The sequence below is a fragment of the Cyclobacterium plantarum genome, assembly GCF_011290685.1.
GTDB lineage: Bacteria > Bacteroidota > Bacteroidia > Cytophagales > Cyclobacteriaceae > Cyclobacterium > Cyclobacterium plantarum.
The window spans coordinates 1-20,130 of record NZ_JAANYN010000021.1; the positions used below are offsets into that span (position 1 = coordinate 1).

The 20,130-nt window shown below is 44.2% G+C and carries 15 protein-coding genes; 6 read left to right on the forward strand and 9 right to left on the reverse strand.

Annotated features, from left to right (window positions below):
• Positions 1–378 precede the first annotated feature (378 nt).
• The 5 genes from G9Q97_RS24295 to G9Q97_RS25335 form a co-directional block, all read right to left on the reverse strand.
• Positions 379–834 (reverse strand): Hsp20/alpha crystallin family protein, encoded by a 456-nt coding sequence (locus G9Q97_RS24295; RefSeq protein ID WP_166151817.1) that lies wholly within the window; start codon positions 832–834, stop codon positions 379–381.
• Positions 835–1,007: 173 nt separating this feature from the next.
• Complete coding sequence (locus tag G9Q97_RS24300; protein WP_166151819.1) at positions 1,008–2,282, reverse strand: TRAP transporter large permease; 1,275 nt, start codon at positions 2,280–2,282, stop codon at positions 1,008–1,010.
• Positions 2,279–2,740 carry a TRAP transporter small permease gene (locus tag G9Q97_RS24305; protein ID WP_166151821.1) on the reverse strand — a complete coding sequence of 154 codons (462 nt, stop codon included), beginning with the start codon at positions 2,738–2,740 and terminating at the stop codon, positions 2,279–2,281. The genes G9Q97_RS24300 and G9Q97_RS24305 overlap by 4 nt, the downstream gene beginning before the upstream one ends.
• Complete coding sequence (locus G9Q97_RS24310) at positions 2,737–3,738, reverse strand: TRAP transporter substrate-binding protein (RefSeq protein WP_166151823.1); 1,002 nt, start codon at positions 3,736–3,738, stop codon at positions 2,737–2,739. Before G9Q97_RS24310 ends, G9Q97_RS24305 begins: the two co-directional genes overlap by 4 nt.
• 78 nt (positions 3,739–3,816) lie before the next feature.
• The gene (locus tag G9Q97_RS25335; RefSeq protein WP_166151825.1) at positions 3,817–9,087 is read right to left on the reverse strand and encodes a lamin tail domain-containing protein; all 5,271 of its coding nucleotides are present in this window, start codon (positions 9,085–9,087) and stop codon (positions 3,817–3,819) included.
• 107 nt (positions 9,088–9,194) lie between these two features.
• On the opposite strand from G9Q97_RS25335, the gene G9Q97_RS24320 reads away from it, so the two are divergent.
• The 6 genes from G9Q97_RS24320 (at position 9,195) to G9Q97_RS24345 (ending at position 14,538) form a co-directional block, all read left to right on the forward strand.
• Positions 9,195–10,184, forward strand: a complete 990-nt coding sequence (locus tag G9Q97_RS24320; protein WP_166151827.1) for an aspartate-semialdehyde dehydrogenase — start codon at positions 9,195–9,197, stop codon at positions 10,182–10,184.
• Positions 10,185–10,214: 30 nt separating this feature from the next.
• Entirely contained in the window at positions 10,215–11,372 is a 1,158-nt protein-coding gene (locus G9Q97_RS24325; RefSeq protein WP_222852080.1) for a class I SAM-dependent methyltransferase, read from the forward strand.
• A gap of 239 nt (positions 11,373–11,611) precedes the next feature.
• The gene (locus G9Q97_RS24330; RefSeq protein WP_166151831.1) at positions 11,612–11,845 is read left to right on the forward strand and encodes a hypothetical protein; all 234 of its coding nucleotides are present in this window, start codon (positions 11,612–11,614) and stop codon (positions 11,843–11,845) included.
• A complete protein-coding gene (locus G9Q97_RS24335) occupies positions 11,838–12,533 on the forward strand; it encodes a hypothetical protein (protein ID WP_166151833.1) in 696 nt (231 codons plus the stop codon). The genes G9Q97_RS24330 and G9Q97_RS24335 overlap by 8 nt, the downstream gene beginning before the upstream one ends.
• Before the next feature lie 141 nt (positions 12,534–12,674).
• Positions 12,675–13,559 carry a metallophosphoesterase gene (locus G9Q97_RS24340; protein ID WP_166151835.1) on the forward strand — a complete coding sequence of 295 codons (885 nt, stop codon included), beginning with the start codon at positions 12,675–12,677 and terminating at the stop codon, positions 13,557–13,559.
• 46 nt (positions 13,560–13,605) lie between these two features.
• Entirely contained in the window at positions 13,606–14,538 is a 933-nt protein-coding gene (locus tag G9Q97_RS24345) for a sugar phosphate isomerase/epimerase family protein (protein WP_166151837.1), read from the forward strand.
• 410 nt (positions 14,539–14,948) lie between these two features.
• On the opposite strand, the gene G9Q97_RS24350 is transcribed toward G9Q97_RS24345, so the two are convergent.
• From G9Q97_RS24350 to G9Q97_RS24365, 4 genes are all read right to left on the reverse strand, one after another.
• On the reverse strand, positions 14,949–15,158 hold the full coding sequence (locus tag G9Q97_RS24350; RefSeq protein ID WP_246255859.1) for a hypothetical protein: 210 nt from the start codon (positions 15,156–15,158) through the stop codon (positions 14,949–14,951).
• 79 nt (positions 15,159–15,237) lie between these two features.
• A complete protein-coding gene (infB, locus tag G9Q97_RS24355; RefSeq protein ID WP_166151839.1) occupies positions 15,238–18,210 on the reverse strand; it encodes a translation initiation factor IF-2 in 2,973 nt (990 codons plus the stop codon).
• 71 nt (positions 18,211–18,281) lie between these two features.
• Positions 18,282–19,526 carry a transcription termination factor NusA gene (nusA, locus tag G9Q97_RS24360; protein WP_166151841.1) on the reverse strand — a complete coding sequence of 415 codons (1,245 nt, stop codon included), beginning with the start codon at positions 19,524–19,526 and terminating at the stop codon, positions 18,282–18,284.
• 5 nt (positions 19,527–19,531) lie between these two features.
• Positions 19,532–20,002 carry a ribosome maturation factor RimP gene (locus tag G9Q97_RS24365; protein WP_166151843.1) on the reverse strand — a complete coding sequence of 157 codons (471 nt, stop codon included), beginning with the start codon at positions 20,000–20,002 and terminating at the stop codon, positions 19,532–19,534.
• Between the last annotated feature and the right edge of the window lie 128 nt (positions 20,003–20,130).

A 20,130-nucleotide genomic window follows, 5' to 3' on the forward strand; every position in this document is an offset into this window, starting at 1 on the left:
ATTCCTTATATGGTTCTCTTTTTTAGTCCCTTATTTTTTGAACCATATAAGACATATAAGGAAATATAAGGTTTAGGCAAGAAAAAAAATCTGTGGAAATCTGGGTTTATCTGTGGTGAATCCTTTATGCCCCACCACAGATTACACGGATTAACACAGAAAAAATCACAAACACGCCTACTTATATGTTCTTTTATTCCTTATATGGTTCTCTTTTTTTGAACCATGTAAGACATATAAGGAAATATAGGGTTTAGGCAAGAAAAAAAATCTTTGGAAATCTGGGTTCATCTGTGGTGAATACTCTAGCGGAAAAAACAAAAATAAACTAGCCTCCCTTGTCGGGGAGGCTATCTGATCAATTCCTGGGATTTTTACTTATCCCACAGTAATCTGCTTAACTTCTTTTTTGATCTCTTTTTTCGGGATGGTTACCAACAGAATGCCATCCTTATACTGGGCATTGATGTTGTCAATGTCAGCCTTCTCTTCAGGTAGGAAAAAGGACCTCTGGAAGGATTCATAATGAAATTCCCTTCTGGTTACCTGATCTTTTTCTTCCTGCGCTTCGGTTTTCTTTTCTGAGGCGATCACCAGGTGCTCGTTTTCATAAGAGATGTTGAAATCTTCTTTTTTCAGGCCGGGAACGGCCAGTTCCAGCAGGTAATTCTTTTCATTTTCTTTGATATTTACCGCCGGTACGCTAGCCTTGAAACGGCTCAGGGGAGCACCCAGGTCAAAAGCCGAAGGCATGTCGAATAACCTGTCAAACAAATTGTCAAACGCAGGTACTTGAGATTTTTTTCCGTTGTTTGCTACTTTCATCAGTGTCATGGCTATGATAGTTTTGGTTTATAATGCTTTTTCTTCTCCAAAATCAAATCAAATGCCAATATTTATTTAGGTATAAACAGCTGAATATTAAGACAATAAGTCATGAATGAGTTTTGAAATACGTCAAATTGTCTAATTAAATTTTGAAATAATGCCAAAATGTCTCTTTCCTCTCAGTCATAAAAAAGCCCGGGGAGCCAGAGGCTGATTTCCGGAATGTAAGTAAGCAACATCAAAACTCCCAAACTGACCAATAAAAACGGTAAACCTGCCTTGGCAATTTTTTCTATGGAAACCTGCCCTATACTGGAGGCAACAAACAGGCAAACCCCCACAGGTGGAGTAGTCAGGCCAATAACCAAATTAAAAACCATGATGATGGCAAATTGTACAGGATCCACACCTACCTGCATGGCTACTCCCAGCAATACAGGAAAAAGAATCAACAGGGCAGCAATGGTTTCCATAAAGGCCCCTATAAAAATCAGGAGCAAATTGATCAATAGCAGCAAAATCCATTTGTTTTCCGTGAGTTCAAGTAAGCTGTTGGCAATAAGGAGCGGTAATTCTTCCACCGTCATGATCCAGGCAAAAAGGTTGGCAAAACCCACCAGTACCATCAGGGCTGCGGTGGTTTTCGCCGATTGGAGCAAAATGGCTGGTATCATCTTTAATTTCAACTCCCTGTAAACCCAAAGACCGATGGCGATGGCATAAATGACGGCGACAATAGAAGCTTCAGTGGGAGTGAAAACCCCGCCAATGATGCCAAAAAGAATTACAAAAGTCATCATTATGGCCCAAAAGGCCTGATAGAAACTTTTGAAGATAAATTTCAGCGGCTTTCGGCTACTTTTAGGATATTTCTTTTTGACGGCGATCAAATAGGTAGTGATCATAAATCCTACACCCAATAACAAACCTGGAATAATACCGGCCACGAATAGTTTTCCAACAGATAAGCCTGTCAATGTAGCGGCAATGATCATGGGAAGGCTGGGAGGAATAACTGGTCCTATGGTGGAAGATGAGGCGGTTACGGCGCAGGAAAAAGGCGCATCGTAACCCTCTTTTTTCATGGCAGGGATCATTACTGAACCTATACTGGCTGTATCAGCAATGGCCGTACCCGAAATTCCCCCAAATAGCATGGAGGCACCCACATTGGCCAGCCCCAGTCCTCCCCTGATATGTCCCAGGAGGGCATTACAAAAATTAATGATCCTTTGGGTAATTCCACTGGCATTCATCAGGTTCCCTGCCAGGATAAAACCTGGTATGGACAACAAAACAAAAACATCAATGCCGGCATACATCTTTTGGGGAATGACCATCAATGGAATATCGCTAAAGATCAGGTAAGTGAAAGCGGAAATCCCCAAGGCAAAGGCAATGGGAAAACCCAGGATCAGTAAAACCAGGAAAACCAGAAAAAGCAAAACCGTCATTTGAATTTTTTTAAGAGTTCAAAAATGCTGTACAGGCTGACAAAGAAACCCATGATGGCCATGGAACCGTACATAAAGGCCATGTTGAGGTGCAGGGAAGGGGATTTTTGTAAGGTGACGATATCCATCAATGGAAGACTGAATACAAACTGGGTGAACATCAGGCAGATGGTCAATACTAAAATAATAGCCTCCATTTTTGATTTTGCTTTTGGGGAAAGCCGGTCCAGAAAGGTGTTCACACTTACATACCCCTTGTCTTTTACGGCCAATGCTGCTCCGATGCTCACCAGGTAAATAAAACAAAATCTGGCCAATTCTTCAGTCCAGTTTGGTGACCAGGGCAGGGCATATCTGGCAATGATCTGCAGTACAACAACCGCGATCATCAATACGAAACTCAGATTCAAAAAGAATCCCAATATTTTATCCAAAACGGGAAAGTGAGTTTTGATCATGGTACCTGCTGGATTCTGTTTAACAAATCGATCTGATCGGCATCAAACGCTTCCATCACTGCCTTGTTGGCGGCCTTCCGGAATGCTTCTTTGTCCACTTCAATGAATTCCATGCCCTGGTCCAAAAGAAATTGGTAATCTTTCTTTTCCTGTACAAGAAACAATTCATGCTCATATTCCTGCATCACCGCAGCAGCTTCATCAATGACTTGCTGAAGGTCAGGGGGCAACATCTCATACTTTTTATTGCTCATGACCACATAGGCCCAGCTTTTGACGTGCTCGGTAAGCATGCAATATTTTTGCACCTCGTACAGACCTGCATCTTTGATCAGCGCAAAGGGGTTTTCCTGACCATGTATGGTGGATTGCTGCAAGGCGGTGAATACCTCCGAAAAGGCCATGGGAGTAGGTTTGGCACCCAGGGCGCTCCAGGTATCTACATACAGCGAGACAGCAGGTACCCGCAGGATCATTCCTTGCAGTTCATCCGGATGCCGGATGGGTCTGTTTGCCGTAAGATTTCTGGCCCCTCTTTCAAACCAGGCGATGGGCCTGAAACCTGCAACGTCCAGTATATGTTGCTCGATTTCTTTTCCCAATGGCCCACCGGCTACTTTTTTCAGGTGATCTGAATCGCGTATGGCAAAGGGCGTAGCGCACAAAATGGATTTGGGCAGGCTCCAGCTTTGGAGGGATTCTCCCGTAATCATGATGTCGGCACTGCCTACAAGGAGCCCGGTAAGGACATCCATTTCTTTACCCAGTTGCTCGTTGGGGTAGACTTTTACTTCCACCCGGCCCTTGGATCTTTTTTTAACTTCCTCGGCAAACTTCAGACTGGCCTGGTGCCAGCCATGTTGGCTGTTGGCCAGGTGACCAAAGCGGAGCACATATTCTGGTTGGTTTTCCCCTTTATCCTGGCAACCTGCCAATATCAAAAGGAGGTAAAACAAAATTACAGTCTGATACGGCTTTGGGCATACTGTTTTTGACATCAAAACAATTGGTATGGGTTATTGCTTTTCAAATTGAATTCAAAGTACAAAAAATTATTTGTCACAGCCTTTTCTTTTCTAAAATTTAGCACCAACCACTACGGTTTTTTTGATCTGCATCACCTGACCGTCCGGGTGGAACAATTCACCGGAAACGATATAATAGCCCGCATTGACTTTTTCTCCCCTTTCATTGGTACCATCCCAGGTATAAAATCCATTGCTGCCCCAAATTTCATTTTGGCACAATTCCCTGATGGGTATACCGGTAGGTGAAAAGATCCTTAAAGTGGCCTGGTAGCCGGGCCTGTCCATTTTGTAGGAGATGGTAGTAAAGGGCTGCTCTCCTGCAGCCAGAGGTACAAATACCTCGGGGGAGATGTGTATGCCCAAATCATGAGAAGGGCTGTCATACACCTGTGAATTTTTGAATCCAGGACTGGCATAGCCCACATGTGCTGCCGCCGAATGCCAGTTTTCCGGCTCATTGGCCGGAGTAAGAACCGAAAATCTTTCCAGTGAGATCCCTTTTACATCCCTCAAAAATCCATGATGCATGTCTTCATTGTAATCCAGCTTTTCTTCCCAAAGCTCCTCCGGATCCAATAGTATCACAGTTCCGGATCGAATGGGATAGCTCGGCAATGCCATTTCCAGAAAATTTTCCTTTAGCCCTTTTGGATATTGCGCTGCCAGCTTTTCCACATCTGTTGTGAGCACCAGGTAGCTAAATGGATCAATGATCAAGTCATCCCCGGAAATGACCCTCCTGTTTGCCAGCTCTCCTGATTCTTCATTGGCCAATTTCCAGTTTTTCAGGTTCAATAATTTGGATGAATGGTTATAAATTTCTACAAACTTGGGGGTTCCTGTGGCAGGGTTAAAAAGGATTTCATTCAAAACCAGGTTTCCCTCTTCCGCCCCAGCCGGTATTTTGATCCAGGCCAGGTTTGCCTCTGGAGAAATGGCATTCCCCACACAGTCCCGCCAGGTATTAACCTGTATCTGGTAAGCCTGGTTTTCCATAAGAGGCGTTTCCAGCAAGATAATCCACTGAAAGCGGTCAAGGGGATCAGGGTAGGCGTCTTTGATATCAATTTGAGGGGAAAGTTGAAATTCACTGCTGGCGTTGTGGGGTCCTACGGGTTTAGAAAACCTCAATAGAAGCTGATCTGTCCCTTTGGGTATGGCTGCCAAAAGTCGGGGTGCCCTGCGGTCCGGACTATCATCAAATGCCGTATTGATGGCACCTGGTGTGCCTCTTTGTGGGCTGATCGATGGAGCATAATTCTCTTGAGATTCGCAGGGATAGAATGGATTGATTACCTCCAGGCTAAAGCCATTATTGGCTATTTCTCCTCCCAACGGCATGGAAGGATCGTAGATCAATCTGTCAACCAGGTCTCCATGGGTATTATAGAGGGAAATTTCATCTCCCCCGTTGAGCAGGGTAGGCCAGTGCTGTAATCCCAGTACTTGACCAAATGGATCAAAGGCTTCCTTATCCGCTTCGGGGCATAGGATAAGGAAGCCTCCCGGTGCTACCGTTGCCCTGGGCAGACTGCTTTCATTTCTTGAATTGGCGATTTTCATTCCCCCCAGATGAAATAATTTGTCCGTTGGATTGTAGATTTCAATATATTCCGTGCCCGGTAAGGGGCTGCCAGGCCGTGGAGCAGGCATGATTTCATTGATAACCATCTCTTTAAATTGAGGAATTTCGGGAGGAAGGTAGGGAAAAGTCAGTGACTGTCTCTCAATGGCATGTCCATCCATATCTTCCAATTCCCGGATTTCCAGGGTGATTTCCTGCCCGGCTTCCCAGCCATTTTCAAAGGTCAGTAATATCTCTTTGCCATTATTCTCCAAAGAAATGGATGAAGGAGAAATACCTTCAATGGAATAAAAATCCGGTACTACGGCCAATATTGGGTTGAGTACCTGATCGAAATACAAAAGCAGACGGTTTTCAGGTAAAGGCTCTACTTCCAATAATTCCGGAGGCAATGGATCCCACTCCACGGTCCTGAGGCTTCCAGGCATACGGTTTCCATTTTCTCCCAATCGGGGAGGAATTTTTAAAGTCCACAGGCTGCCAGCAGGAAGGGACTCTTCAATGATCAATTGAACTTGATTGCCCTGGCTTTTGCTGAGCAGTGGTGTAATGTTCCTTTCGTCTTCCAAAAAACGAAACAATCCCTCCCATGGGTTAATCGAATCAAGTGCTTCCAGCAAGTTGATTTGGATCAACTGGGAATTTTGGACCCAAAGCTCGTAGATCCCATCGGCATAAAATAAGCTTTCCTGATAGGGTAGGCCCTCTTTTCCACTTTTGGACCTTACAGCCTGAATGGAAATGAAAACGCTGTCCTCCAGTGTCAATTGTTCCCGCAATTCCACTTTTACCTGATATCCGTTTTCCATGAGAAGGGCACTTTTAGCCGGGGAAAAATTGATGTGGTAATTTTCGGGAAAAACCAAAGAAGCGGGATCAGGGAAATCGGTAAACGTTACCATAAGATGTTGCTCATCCCAAATTTCCACAGCCCCGAGGCAAAAAAGACTGTTGTCCAAAATAATATTGGTGTTCGTAGCCAATTCTCCTTTTTTGGCCCATACCTCCGGAATCGCTACCTGAATTTCATCCCCCACCAGTGGTTTTTCTGAAATGACGGTCAGGCTCAAACCATCTTCCGATAGGACAATAAATTCGGCCTGTAAACCATTTACCAATACCGGATCCGGTAGGACAATGGCCTTGCTCCATTCCAGTTCAAGCGCAAAGGGTGACAATAAAAATGCCGTATCAATCACCGGAGGGAGGGTGTCCCAGGTAAAATCCCGGTTGATGCTTCGGCTAATTTCCTGGCCATATAGATCCTTAAGCTGACTGATGCTGAGGCGGTATTCTTTTCTAGGGATCCAGGACGAGTCAAATTCAAGTTTTACCTGATGGGAGTTGGGCATTTCCAGTGATTTGGGAGATCCTATCCCTTCATTGACCTCATAAAGTTGGGCTATCAGTGCCCATTTAGGATCCAATGCCTTGTTAAAAGTCAACAAAAGGCTGTTAGCAGCTGGAATGATCAATTCACTGAGGTTGATATTTCGGGTATCCCAAAAAAACGCCTTGTTCAGGGTAAACCGGTTTACTCCCTCCGGATCCCTGATACCACTTACTTCCAAAATTAGGTTTTGATCCTGGGGAAATTCCCTGTCAAAAACCAGCAAATAGCTATTTTCTTCATCTTCCACAGGTAAAATCCGCCGTGGCTGCCAGGCCTCAGTACCAAGCTTGTAATTCTCCGGATCTAAAATGGTTTTTTGGTCAAGGGGGATTTTATAAACTACCTTAAGGATATTTGGAGACGAAAAATAAATACTATCCAATACATCTTCCCAATAAAAAGAAATGGGCATATCAAGCAAATAGTTGCCATAACGGTCGGCGATGCTGTCTGCAATCAATTCGTAACTGCTGCCTAATTGTAGTGGACTGTCCAATTCCAGCCTGATTTTATGGGGAGCATTTTCATCAATATGAGCGGCAGTGATTGCGGAATCATCCTCCCGGAACCAGAAATTTCCCGGCATGGATGCTTGTTGCAGGTCAAGTGCTTCATCAAAAACCAACAAGAGCGCTTTCCCGCTTATTCCCCAAATTTCTTCTATTTTGGGAGGCGAGGTATCATACAGAAAAGAAATGGAATTGGTATCCAGGGAAACGCCATAACAATCAGTCAACTGGGATATTTCCAGAGTATAGGTTTGGTCGGATTCCATGGTCCTGGCCGACTTCAGGATCATGGATTGATCCAAATAATCCAAAACAAGCAGCTCTTCGCCTGAAAGGGTAAGCTTTGGCAGTGATTCCAGCGCTGGGGGTAGGGGTTTGGAAAAAGTAATAAGGATTTGATCTGGGGATAAAGGGCTTACTTTTGTTATTTCAAAAGGCCGGTTATCTAAAGCCTCACTGAAAACCGCATTTTGTTTTCCTGGTGTTCCTCCCTGGGCCGCGTCGGAAGCTTTCCAGTTATAGGAATCGCTGCAGGCATGGAAGGGATTGATTCTTTCCATTGACCAGCCTCCCCTGGATTTTTCTTCGTTCTGATAAAATGCCAGATCGTAGACAAGGCTGTCTGCCAAATTATCAAAGCCATCCCTGAGCATGAGCTCACCCGAATTGTTGGCCAGGTTGGGAAATGCATCGACAGCCGCCACCGGGCCAAAAGGTGCAAACAGGGGTTTATTGGAATTGGCGGAAAGAATGAGATACGATTTTGGTTCCATCAGGACCTCTTCCAAAAGCCCACCATTGAGTGTAAAATCCTTGAGATAAACAGGCTTCTCACTGCGATTAAACAATTCTATATATTCAGCATTGGTCTGGGCAGGCAGCACCGGATCCGGAGGAAGTAGTCCTTTGGGGTTGGGGTCAGGCATGATTTCATTGATGATCAGGGTACCTGCGGGGCTGGCTGTGTGCAGGTCAAAAGAATGTTCCCAATCCTCATGTATCTTCCCTTCCTGAATACCGGTGATCTGTTCAAACTTCAGGGTATAGCTGTTGGTGTACAGGTAGTCCTCAAACTCCAATAGCATTTTTGACGAATCGATGCGTGTTGCATTTTTGGCATTCCCGTAGTCATTGTCCAGACTGACGCCTTCCATGGGCCATTCAATGGGCTGGTTAAAATGCAGCAGCAAGGAATTGTTTCCGATGCTTTCTACTTGATTGATGGCCAGGGTCTTTATTTGATCCTGTTCACCCCCTATGCTGAAATCATCCAGAAATAAACGGGCAGCTGAGCCGCTTCCGGAACCATAGACTGCTTCCAATAATAGGGTTACCTGTTTTAAACCCTGAAAGGCCACAGGAATTTCCTGGCTGAATAAGGCATACGGAGTATCCGCATTGGGAAAAGTGTTGTCGTCACCTATCTGAATCCTTTCACCAAAGCCCTGCTCCGGGTCTTCTGTCAGGGAAAGATAGAGCAGTACCGGCCTGTTCCCCGACCCGTTTTTGCTGGTTTTGGCATAAAAGGAAATTATAGGGTTTTGTAACCCTTCAGTCGCTATTTTTATGTAAATTTGCGCATTGAAGCTACCGATGGTCTGAATGCCCAGCGCACTGGACTGGTTTAGTCCTTCGCCGGCAGCCTGAAAAACCCTGGCAGTACCTGTGCTCAGCTCATTGGCTGACCAAGCAGGCAGAAATTCTTCAGGATGGTTGATGGTGGTAAATTTGCTTTCAAAATCCTGAACCTCAAAAGTTTCGGTTTTAGGCAGCTGCGCAAAACCTAGTATGGAAAAAGCAATGAAACTCCATACGGAAATGATGGCTTTCACAGAATGAATATAACTAAAAGTATATAAAATAAAATAAGTATTCTTAAATAAAAAATGTTTTTCTGATCACAAAGCAGGAAAACAAAACCGGTCAAAATTTAATCAACATGAAGTTAGCCGTAGTAGGAGCCACCGGCCTGGTGGGCTCAGAGATTCTTGAAGTGCTGGATGAGCACAATTTCCCTTTTGATGAACTCTTGTTGGTCGCTTCCGAGCGTTCTGCAGGGAAAAAGATTACTTTTAAGGGCAAGGAATATACGGTAATTGGCCTCAAGCAGGCGGTATCGGAAAAGCCGGACATCGCTATTTTTTCTGCAGGGGGAGATACCTCCAAGGAATGGGCTCCACAGTTTGCTGAAGTGGGAGCCATTGTAATCGACAATTCCTCCGCCTGGAGAATGGACCCCAGTAAAAAATTGGTGGTACCCGAAATCAACGGAAAAGTCCTTCGGATTGATGACCGAATCATTGCCAATCCCAATTGTTCCACCATTCAGATGGTGCTGGCCCTGGCCCCTCTCAGGGAAAAATATGGGATCAAAAGGATCGTGGTATCTACTTATCAGTCCGTGACCGGAACGGGTAAAGATGCCGTGGACCAAATGATGGCCGAAAGAAAGGGTGAGGAAGCCACAATGGTGTATCCCTATAAAATCGACTTGAATGTATTGCCGCATATCGACGTTTTTCAGGAAAACGGCTACACCAAAGAAGAGATGAAGATGATCAACGAAACCAAGAAAATCTTCGGAGACGACAGCATTCGGGTGACCGCCACTGCCGTGAGAATCCCCGTAATGGGAGGCCACTCAGAGGCCGTGAATGTGGAATTCCATAAAGATTTTGACCTGGATGAAGTAAAACAACTGTTGTCCCAAACCCCCGGCGTCATTGTGGAAGATGATCCGGCCAACAATATCTACCCCATGCCCCTGAATGCCCATAAGAAAGATGCCGTTTTTGTAGGTAGATTGCGCCGGGACGAAACCCAGCCCAATACGCTTAATATGTGGATTGTGGCGGACAACCTGAGAAAGGGTGCTGCTACCAATGCGGTGCAGATTGCCGAATACCTGATGGAACACAGCATGGTTTAAGTGGCACTACAAGCTATATACCATTCCCAATTGAAGCAGTTTGTGCAGGATCATCTTGATGAAGATCCTGCACAATTGCTTTTAAGGCATAAGGGAATTCCCGGCCTGGACATCAAGGCAGCTGCCCGGCAAATCGCCATGCGGCAAAAAGCCAGACAAAAACTGCCTTCCTGGTCGGCTAACCCTTCCCTGATTTTTCCACCTGCACTTTCTATGGAGCAATGTTCCTCAGAGGCTACGGCCCGGTATAAAAGTAGTTTGTTTCAGGGAAATACCTTCATTGACCTCACCGGTGGCTTTGGCGTGGATACTGTTTATTTAGGAGAAAACTTTACTCAGGTCACCTATATAGAGCAACAGGATGAATTGGTGGAGCTGGCCAGGCATAACCTTCCCCAACTTTTGAATAACCGGCAATTGAGGATTATCCACCAGGATGGCATCGCTTTTCTCCATCAAACCAGGGAACAATTTGACCTGCTCTTCCTGGATCCTGCCAGAAGGGGAAAGGGCAATCAAAAGCTGTACCGGCTGCAGGACCTGGAACCGGATGTAGTGGAAAATTGGGACTTGTTGCAAAAGAAGGCGGTCAATATCCTGATCAAGGGCTCCCCCATGCTGGACATCAGCATGGCAGGTCGGGAGCTGCCTGGACTCTCAGAAATTCATGTGCTAAGCGTAAAAAACGAGGTCAGGGAATTGTTGCTTTTGTACAATGGCTCGCATCAGCCTCTGAAAATTAGGGCCGTGGAAATCAATGGTCAGGACCAAAGTGTTTTTTCTTTTTCCCCTGAAGAAGAGCTCAATGCGGCACCCGTATTTTCCTTTCCCCAAAAATATCTGGTCATTCCTTATGCCGGAATATTAAAGGCGGGGGCATTTAAAAGTTTTGCGGTCAGGCAGGGATTGGCCAAACTACATCACCACACCCACGTGTACACCACCGATCAATTTCCGAAGGCAGTTCCCGGGCGGGTTTTTGAGGTATTGGAGGAAATCAAGGCGGACAAGAAATTATTAAAAAAGCTTTATCCGGAGGGATTGGCCCATGTAATTTCCCGAAATCATCCCTTAAAGGCCGACGCATTCAAAAAGAAATTCCGGCTAAGAGAAGGGGGAGATGAATTTTTGCTCGCCGTCACGGTAATGAATGGAAAGACGGGGGTTTGGCGGTGCAGGATGGTTTGATTTGCTGATGTGTCGATGTGTCGATGTGTCAATGTGCTGATTGTTGATTGATGATGATGCAATGGTTGGATGGTTTGATGATTTGATTTTGTTAACAAAAACAGTCCTGCCTGCCAAGACAGTAAACTCCTATCTAAATTCATGAAAAACATTTTGAAAGTGGATGTTTTAAGCTTATCACGATCATTTTTCGTAAAATACTTGAAATGATTAATTTTCCTTTTTAAATTAAGGGAGATATGATTAAAGAAATTAAAAAATATTACAAAGAGTTGAGAGATACTGATTTGAAGCGAATAAAAGTAACTTCAAGTGGTGATTTTTATATGACGAGTGAGGACCTTTTTAATGACAAGAAAGAATCGGCCAATTTGATCCAATCCCTGACTAAATCTGTACAAAATTACAAAGAGAAGGCTATGCAAAAAAGGATTCGTGAGGAGTCCCGAACCCATTCCAAGGGAAATGCCTAGATTTGATCTTTTATTGCTTCCTTTACTAGGTGGTTATTGGTTCTTAAATTTATTCTATTATACAAAGTATTATCATCAGCGAATTGAGAGACAAAGGCTAATTTTTAATTCTTCTATTGTTGCTGTTTTTATCTCGGGTATTGGTTTTTTATTGGATTCAGTTTTAAGGAATAATTTTTTTTGTATACGAGAATTTTTGGGTCAGCTGATTCCTTTTGATTATAACGGTTTCAATCAATCCCTTTTAATTTTCGGTATATCACCAATTTTGGCAATGTTATTGAATTTAACGCTTCCTAAAAATTTTCTTTTTCAATTGATTTTGAAAAGCAGAGGTGATCAATTGGAAAGAATATTTTGGGAATCTTTAAAACAAAAAGAAGATAAAAATAAGCTACTGATGGTAACAACCAACAATAATAAGGTTTACGTTGGTTTTGTAAATAATATCCAAAAACCAATCGGAGACAATTATGTTGGAATTTTACCCTATTTTAGTGGATATAGAGATAAAGATACCCAAGAGCTGGTTATTACAACCGATTATTTTTCAATTATTGATAGAATGGTTGAAGAGGGGAAGGAAAAGATGATTGATAGCAAAATTGGAGTTACAATACATAAATCAAACATTCTATTTGTTTCAAAATTTGATCAAGAGGTATTTGATAGATTCAATTCTTATTAACCGAGGGTTAGGGGTTATTTATTGACTATTTTGTTATCACCCAATTTAAGTTGGAAATTTATTGAAATTATTGATTATAAAACGGTTTAAGTGTAGAAGCAATAATAGAAATCGGATAATTGTCAATTCAAAACGCCTCACATGTTCGACATCATCGGAGACATTCACGGATACAGTGATCAATTGGTGGTATTGCTCAGGGAGCTGGGGTACAGGAAGAAGGGCGGGGCCTTTTGCCACCCGGATAGGACCGTACTTTTTTTAGGAGACTACATCAACAAAGGACCAAAAATCAAAGCAACACTGGAAATCGTAAAGGCCATGGCAGACAAGGGTTCGGCCATTCCTTTAATGGGCAACCATGAGTATAATTCCATTTGGGACCTGTTTCGACTAGAAAATGAAAGCTTGCCGGCAGACCAATCTTTCCAGTGGGAAGACAGCCTTTTGGCATTTGATAATCACTTAAATGAATTCAGATATTACGTGGATTGGTTTAAAAAGCTGCCTCTTTTTTATGAAAACGACTATTTTCGTGCTGTTCATGCCTGTTGGGACCCCAGGCATATCGCTCTTTTAAGGGAGAAATTATCCGGAAAAGCACTTAGGGGAGAGTTGATCACAGGAGCGACTGAATGGAGCAGGGCACTAACAGAGACCCTCAATGGAAAGGATTTGAACTTGCCCGAAAATACCTCCATTCAGGAAGCAGGTTTTGCATCGGGGACCAGGATCAGGACCAAATGGTGGGAGGATCCCGCACAAATGAGCTATAAAGATTTCAGTGTGGATCCGGTGGATTTGCCCGATATCCCTGTGGACTTGTCGGGGATAAAGGATTGGAATTTCTATGGGGAAGGAGAAAAGCCGGTGTTTTTTGGCCATTATGGGCGGGCCGGATTTTCTTCCATTATCCGGCATAATGTGTGCTGCCTGGATTTCGGAATGGGTAATGGAGGATACCTGGCGGCTTACCGAATGGATCAAAGTTTGAAGTTGTCCAATGACAACCTGATGTATGTATGAAGGATTTTTTTATTTATCTTCCCTATCTAAACCAATAAACCTTAAAATGAACCGAAGAAATTTTACCAGGAAAACCGCCATGGGGCTGGCCATGGCCGGCTTGTCCCCATACATGCCATCGTTCGGCCAGTCGCAGGGCAATGTCAGGCTGGGTGGTCCAGTCTACCAGAATTACAATTCTCCGGAGCAATGGGTAGCAGCCCTGAAAAGTAAAAATTACAGGGCAGCCTACTGTCCGGTAAGTTTGGATGCCGGAAGTGATGAAATCCGGGCTTTTGAAGCTGCGGCCAAAAAAGCAGATATCGTCATTGCGGAGGTAGGGGCCTGGAGCAATCCCATCAGCCCAAACGAGGACATGGCCCGGGAGGCCTTTGAAAAGTGTACCCGATCCTTGCAACTTGCAGAAAGCATTGGAGCCAACTGCTGTGTGAATATCAGCGGCTCAAAAAACCCGGAACATTGGGCAGGTCCTCACAAGGACAACCTTACCTCGGATACATTTGATCAAATTGTGGAGGTAAGCCGAAAGATCATTGATGAAGTACAGCCCGGTAGAACTTATTTTGCCCTGGAACCCATGCCCTGGGCATTTCCCGACTCGGCAGACAGCTACCTGGACCTGATCCGCGCCATTGACCGCAAGTCCTTTGGGGTGCACATGGACCCCATGAACCTGATCCTTACACCCAGCTTGTACTATGGCAATGCAGGCATGATCAAATCCTGTTTTAAAAAGCTGGGCCCCCATATCAGGAGTTGCCATGCCAAGGATATACAAATCCGGGAAGATTATTACATGCCCCAGTTTACGGAAGTACGGCCAGGCCTTGGGGTAATGGATTATCAGGTGTTTCTTCAGGAGTTGAGCCAGCTCTCAGGTATCCCGCTGATGATGGAGCACCTCAGCTCGGCCGAAGAATATGAACTGGCAGCAAGGTATATCCGTTCAGAGGGGCAGAAAATCGGCATAACGGTTTAATCTTCTTGAATTATCGAAGAAGTATTTTTTAAATCGACGAGAATCAATATATAAAAACCCAAATCGTCATCCCGATTGCTGCGTTTTATAAAATGTTAAGTCTACCGATGACGGATTCAAAACTGATTTCTATAAGGTATTACTTGTGAAAAAAGAAGAACTATATTTTAAATACCCAAAGTGCGCTGGCCCGACAAAAAACCGGGGGTGCGGGAGGTATGTGGGGGGAAGGATTTTTTTGTCTTGATTTTTTGGTACTTTTTGATCAAGCAAAAAGTACAATAGAAACAAGCTTAAATACCATAAACAGCCTATAACTCACCATTATCCATTAAACAATGAGAAGTTTATATTCCCATATAATGCAAAAAACCTATCGACTTCCCGATTTCTTCGTTTTTTTAAAAGATTTATTCCCCTAATGACAGCAGACCCAGGAACAGCAGCAATGCCGGGATACCATAATATTGCAAGACCATAAGGCGGTTGCAGCGGTGCATGAACCAAAGTACCAGTACGGGGCGAATAAATCCCAGGATCAGGCCAAGACTGGCCAGCAGGAATAGGATTTTCAGACTTGTAATTAGGGTTTCCATAAGACCAAAAAAGGACAGCTGCATGCTGTCCTTTTATCAATAAATATTTAATATATCTAACTCCGGCAATTCCTGTAATGCCTCATTTGGCGTTTGGGATGCTTTATTTTTTACGCTTGATTTCTTCCATTTTATAACCTTCAAAAGTGTCACCCACTTGCAGGTCATTGAAGCCTTTGATAGAAACGCCGCATTCATACCCGTATTTCACCTCAGCCACATCATCTTTGAATCGTTTAAGGGCACTGATTTCACCCTCATGAATTACGATACCATCTCTGATGACCCTGATTTTGTTTTTTCGGTGAAGGTATCCATCGGTAACATAAGCACCGGCCACTGTTCCTACCTTGGAGATCTTGAAGACCTCTCTTACTTCAATATTACCGGTAATAACTTCTTCAAACTCAGGTTCCAACATACCTTCAATGGCATCCTTGATCTGGTTAATGGCATCATAAATGATGGAATAGTGTCTGATCTCGATTTCTTCCTGTTCGGCCAATCGCTTGGCATTGGCGGATGGTCTTACCTGGAATCCGAGGATGATGGCATCCGAAGCGGAAGCCAGCAATACGTCTGATTCCGAAATCTGACCCACGCCCTGATGGATAATACTCACCTTCACCTCTTCTTTGGAAAGCTTTAACAAGGAATCTGACAGGGCTTCCACCGATCCGTCCACATCACCTTTGATGATGATGTTGAGCTCCTTAAAGCTACCTATGGCAAGCCTTCGGCCAATTTCATCCAGGGTAATGTGTTTCTTGGTTCTGAGGCTCTGCTCTCTTTGGATTTGTTCCCGTGAATTGGCGATTTCTCTCGCTTCACGCTCGGAATCGTAAACTTTAAACACGTCTCCAGCCTGGGGAGCACCGCTTAATCCCAGTACCTGTACCGGAGTAGAAGGTCCTGCTGCTTCGACCTTTTGTCCCAAATGGTCAAACATGGCCTTTACCCGACCATAATGCTGGCCTGCAAGGATGGTGTCGCCTACCTTTAAGGTTCCCCCCTGTACCATAATGGTGGTCACATAACCCCTTCCTTTATCCAGAGAAGCTTCCACCACTGTGCCTACCGCATTTTTCTTAGGATTGGCTTTGAGTTCAAGGATTTCGGATTCCAACAGTACTTTCTCCAACAAGTCATCTATACCCGCTCCTGTCTTTGCCGAAATTTCCTGAGACTGGTATTTTCCGCCCCAATCTTCCACCAGTAAGTTCATATTGGCCAATTCCTCCCTGATTTTATCCGCGTTTGCATTGGGTCGATCTATTTTATTGATCGCAAAAATCATTGGGACACCGGCTACCTGTGCGTGGTTGATGGCTTCTTTGGTTTGCGGCATCACGTTATCATCGGCAGCGATCACGATGATGGCTACGTCGGTGATTTTGGCACCCCTGGCCCGCATGGCTGTAAATGCTTCGTGTCCTGGTGTATCCAGGAAGGCGATTTTATGGCCATCTGTTGTTTCCACATCATAGGCGCCGATATGTTGGGTTATCCCCCCAGCTTCGCCATGGGTAACCTTGGATCGCCTTATATAATCCAGAAGAGAAGTTTTACCATGATCCACATGTCCCATGATGGTGACGATAGGGGCTCTTTCCACCAATTGCTCTGGGTCTTCTTCTACCTTTATCTCGGCCTCTTCCTCATCGGATTTGGTAAATTCAACGTCATAGTTGAACTCATCTGCAATAATGGTAATGGCCTCGGCATCCAAACGCTGGTTGATGGAGACGAACATACCCAAACCCATGCACACGGATATCACCTCATTGACGGAAACATCCATCAGGGAAGCCAGGTCATTGGCAGAAATAAATTCTGTTACCTTTAAAACTTTGCTTTCCTCCGGGGTATCGCTTACCTCCTTGGATCTTTCTGAACGTTTATCCCTGCGGTTTTTACCTTTACCTCCGGATTTACCCCCACCTTGTAGTCGGGCAAGGGTTTGTTTGATTTGATCCTGTATTTCTTTTTGGGTAGGTTCTTCTTTCTGGAACCTGGCATTTCCGGGTCTTCCTCCCGGACGGCCTGCTGCCCCTCTGTTGTTGCCTTTTCTGGCACCCTGGGCAGGGCCTTTTCCGGCTGCACCAGGTGCTCCGGGCTTGGCCCCTTCAGCTCCTCTTGCAGGTCGGTTATCTATGCGTTTTCTCGGACGCTTTTTCTTTTCTTTATTGCGCTCATCCGAAGATGCCACCGGCTTGGTTTTCTTTTTGGACTTGTCTTTAGGCAACTCTATTTTTCCTAAAACAGTCAATCCCTTCAGGGAATCGGCTCTGGCTGAAATAACACGGTCTTCTGATTTTTCAGCGGGTTTTTGCGGCTCTTCGGCTGGTTTTTGGGCTGCTGCTGGCTTTTCTTCTGCTGCAGGTTTCTCTTCCGCCGGTTTCTCTGCTTCTGGTTTCTTTTCAGCTGCAGATTTTTCTTCCACCTTACTTTCGGATGGCTCGGGCTTAGTAGATTCCTTAACGGGCTCTTCCTCTTTTTCAGGCGCTTTGGCTGCTTTTTCCCCGGCCTTGGGTTTTTCTTCTATTACCTCTTTTTCAGGTTTCTCGGGCTCAGAAACTTTCTTTTCCGGGGCTTTTGTCTCAGGTTGCTGAGGTTTTGGTTCTTCAGCACTTTTTTTCTCCCCTTCGCCTGGTTTGGGGCTTTTACCCTCCAAATCAATTTTCCCTACAACTTTTATTCCTTGTAGTTTAGGTGCATCAGTAGGTATTTTGTCAGTATCTTTTTCGGCTGGCTTTTTCTCCTCTTTGGCCGCTGGAGCTGGTTTTTCAGGTTCAGGTTTTTTGATTTCCTTTTCCGGTTCAGACTCAGATTCAGCGCGAATGGTAAAATTCTCGTTGTGTCTTTTACCAATGGACAGATGGGAGGCCTCTTCTTTCTCCTGGGCAGAAGACCGGAACTCTTTGGCAAGCATATTGAAATGCTCCAAACTTATTTTTGAGTTCGGGTTGCTTTCTACCTCAAAGCCCTTCTTCGCCATGGACTCAACGATGGTTGCTACCCCTACATTGAGCTTTCTGGCTACCTGGCCTAATCGCATCATTTTTTCTTCTGACATACTAATACCTATTCCTGTATTTTAATATAATGCAAATATAAAGGGGATAACGAATTATCTATCGCTATTTGCTATTCAAATTCCTGTTTTAATATTTTAAATACATCATCAATCGTTTCTTCTTCCAATTCAGTTCTTCTCAACAGGTCTTCTTTGGTCAGTGCCAACACGCTTTTTGCCGTATCCAGCCCTGTTTTTTTGAATTCCTCGATGACCCAAGCCTCAATTTCATCAGAAAATTCTGACAAATCCACATCTTCCTCGTCTTCATAACCTGACAGTTCCCTGAAAACGTCAATTTCATACCCCACCAGGCGGCTGGCCAACCTGATATTGAAGCCCCCTTTGCCTATGGCCAGAGAAACCTGATCAGGTTTAAGATAAACCGAAATCCTTTTCTCTTCTTCATTGACTTGCAGGGAAGAAACCTTTGCCGGGCTCAACGCCCTTGAAACATATAAATCCAGGTTTTCCGTATAATTGATAACGTCAATATTCTCATTCTGCAGTTCCCTTACCACAGCATGGATCCTGCTTCCCTTCATGCCTACACAGGCACCCACAGGGTCGATGCGGTCATCGTAAGACTCTACAGCTACCTTGGCCCTTTCACCGGGCTCTCTTACTATCTTTTTTATGGTGATCAAACCATCATATACCTCAGGAACCTCGTTTTCAAACAACCTCTCCAAAAATATAGGTGAGGTTCTGGACAAAACGATCCTTGGATTGCCATTGATCATTTCCACTTTGTGTACTATGGCCCGCACAGCATCACCTTTCCGGAAACGGTCCTTGGGAATCTGCTCAGACTTTGGCATGATCAACTCATTCCCTTCTCCATCCATTAGCAGCACTTCTCTGCCCAATATCTGATACACTTCAGCATTGATGATTTCTCCGACTAATTCTTCATATTGCTGGAAAAGCAAGTCTTTCTCCAAATCCTTGATCCTCTGGATCAGGGTTTGTCTGGCCATCATCACTGCTCTCCTTCCAAAATCTTCCAATTCGATTTTTTCGTAGGTTTCTTCTCCAATTTCAAAATCAGGCTCAATTTTCTTTGCCTCTGACAAACTGATTTTATCATAATCCCAGATGTCCTCGGAATTGTCATCCACAATTTCCCTGATCCTTACAATTTCCAAATCACCCTTGTCCGCATTGATGATGACATCAAAGTTTTCATCTGTTTCGTACTTTTTCCGAATCATTGCCCTAAATACATCTTCAAGTATGCGGATCATTGTTGGTCTGTCCACATTTTTTGATCTTGCAAACTCTGCAAATGATTCAATCAGAACTTTAGCATCCATTGTTTTTATTTGAAAGAGACTAATACTATAGATTTCTTAATTTGGTCAAAAGTAAAATTAAGGCTTTCCTCAACCCCCTTTTTTCCTTTTTCTTTATTTATTGCCAATAACTGAATGCCCCTTTGATCCACCTCTGTTAATTTCCCCTCAAGGATTTGATCGTTGGTCAGGACCACTTGCAGGTTTCTACCAATATTCTTTTGGTATTGCCTCCTGGAGCTCAAAGGGAAATCCACCCCGGGAGAGGATACCTCAATGACATAAGCCGTATCCATTAGCTCCTTAGCTTCGATTTCTTCCCCTACGGCCCTGCTTACCAGGGCACAAGTGTCAATATTAATGCCATGGTCTGCGTCAATCAAAATTTTAAGGAATTTTTTAGGGCCTTTCTCTACGATTTGGATATCCACCACAAAATGGCTGCTATCAGGGAGGTGTTTCTCCACTATTTCCGCTATCGTTTGCCTCAAATTCATATCTTTTTGCTTACTTGCTCCAAGCTTTGTTCCCAAATTGATTCATAATGAAAGAGGGGACTGCCTGTCCCCTCTTGTTTCATTACTTAATTCAAGCACAAATGTAATAAAATTATTTTCCTAAAAAA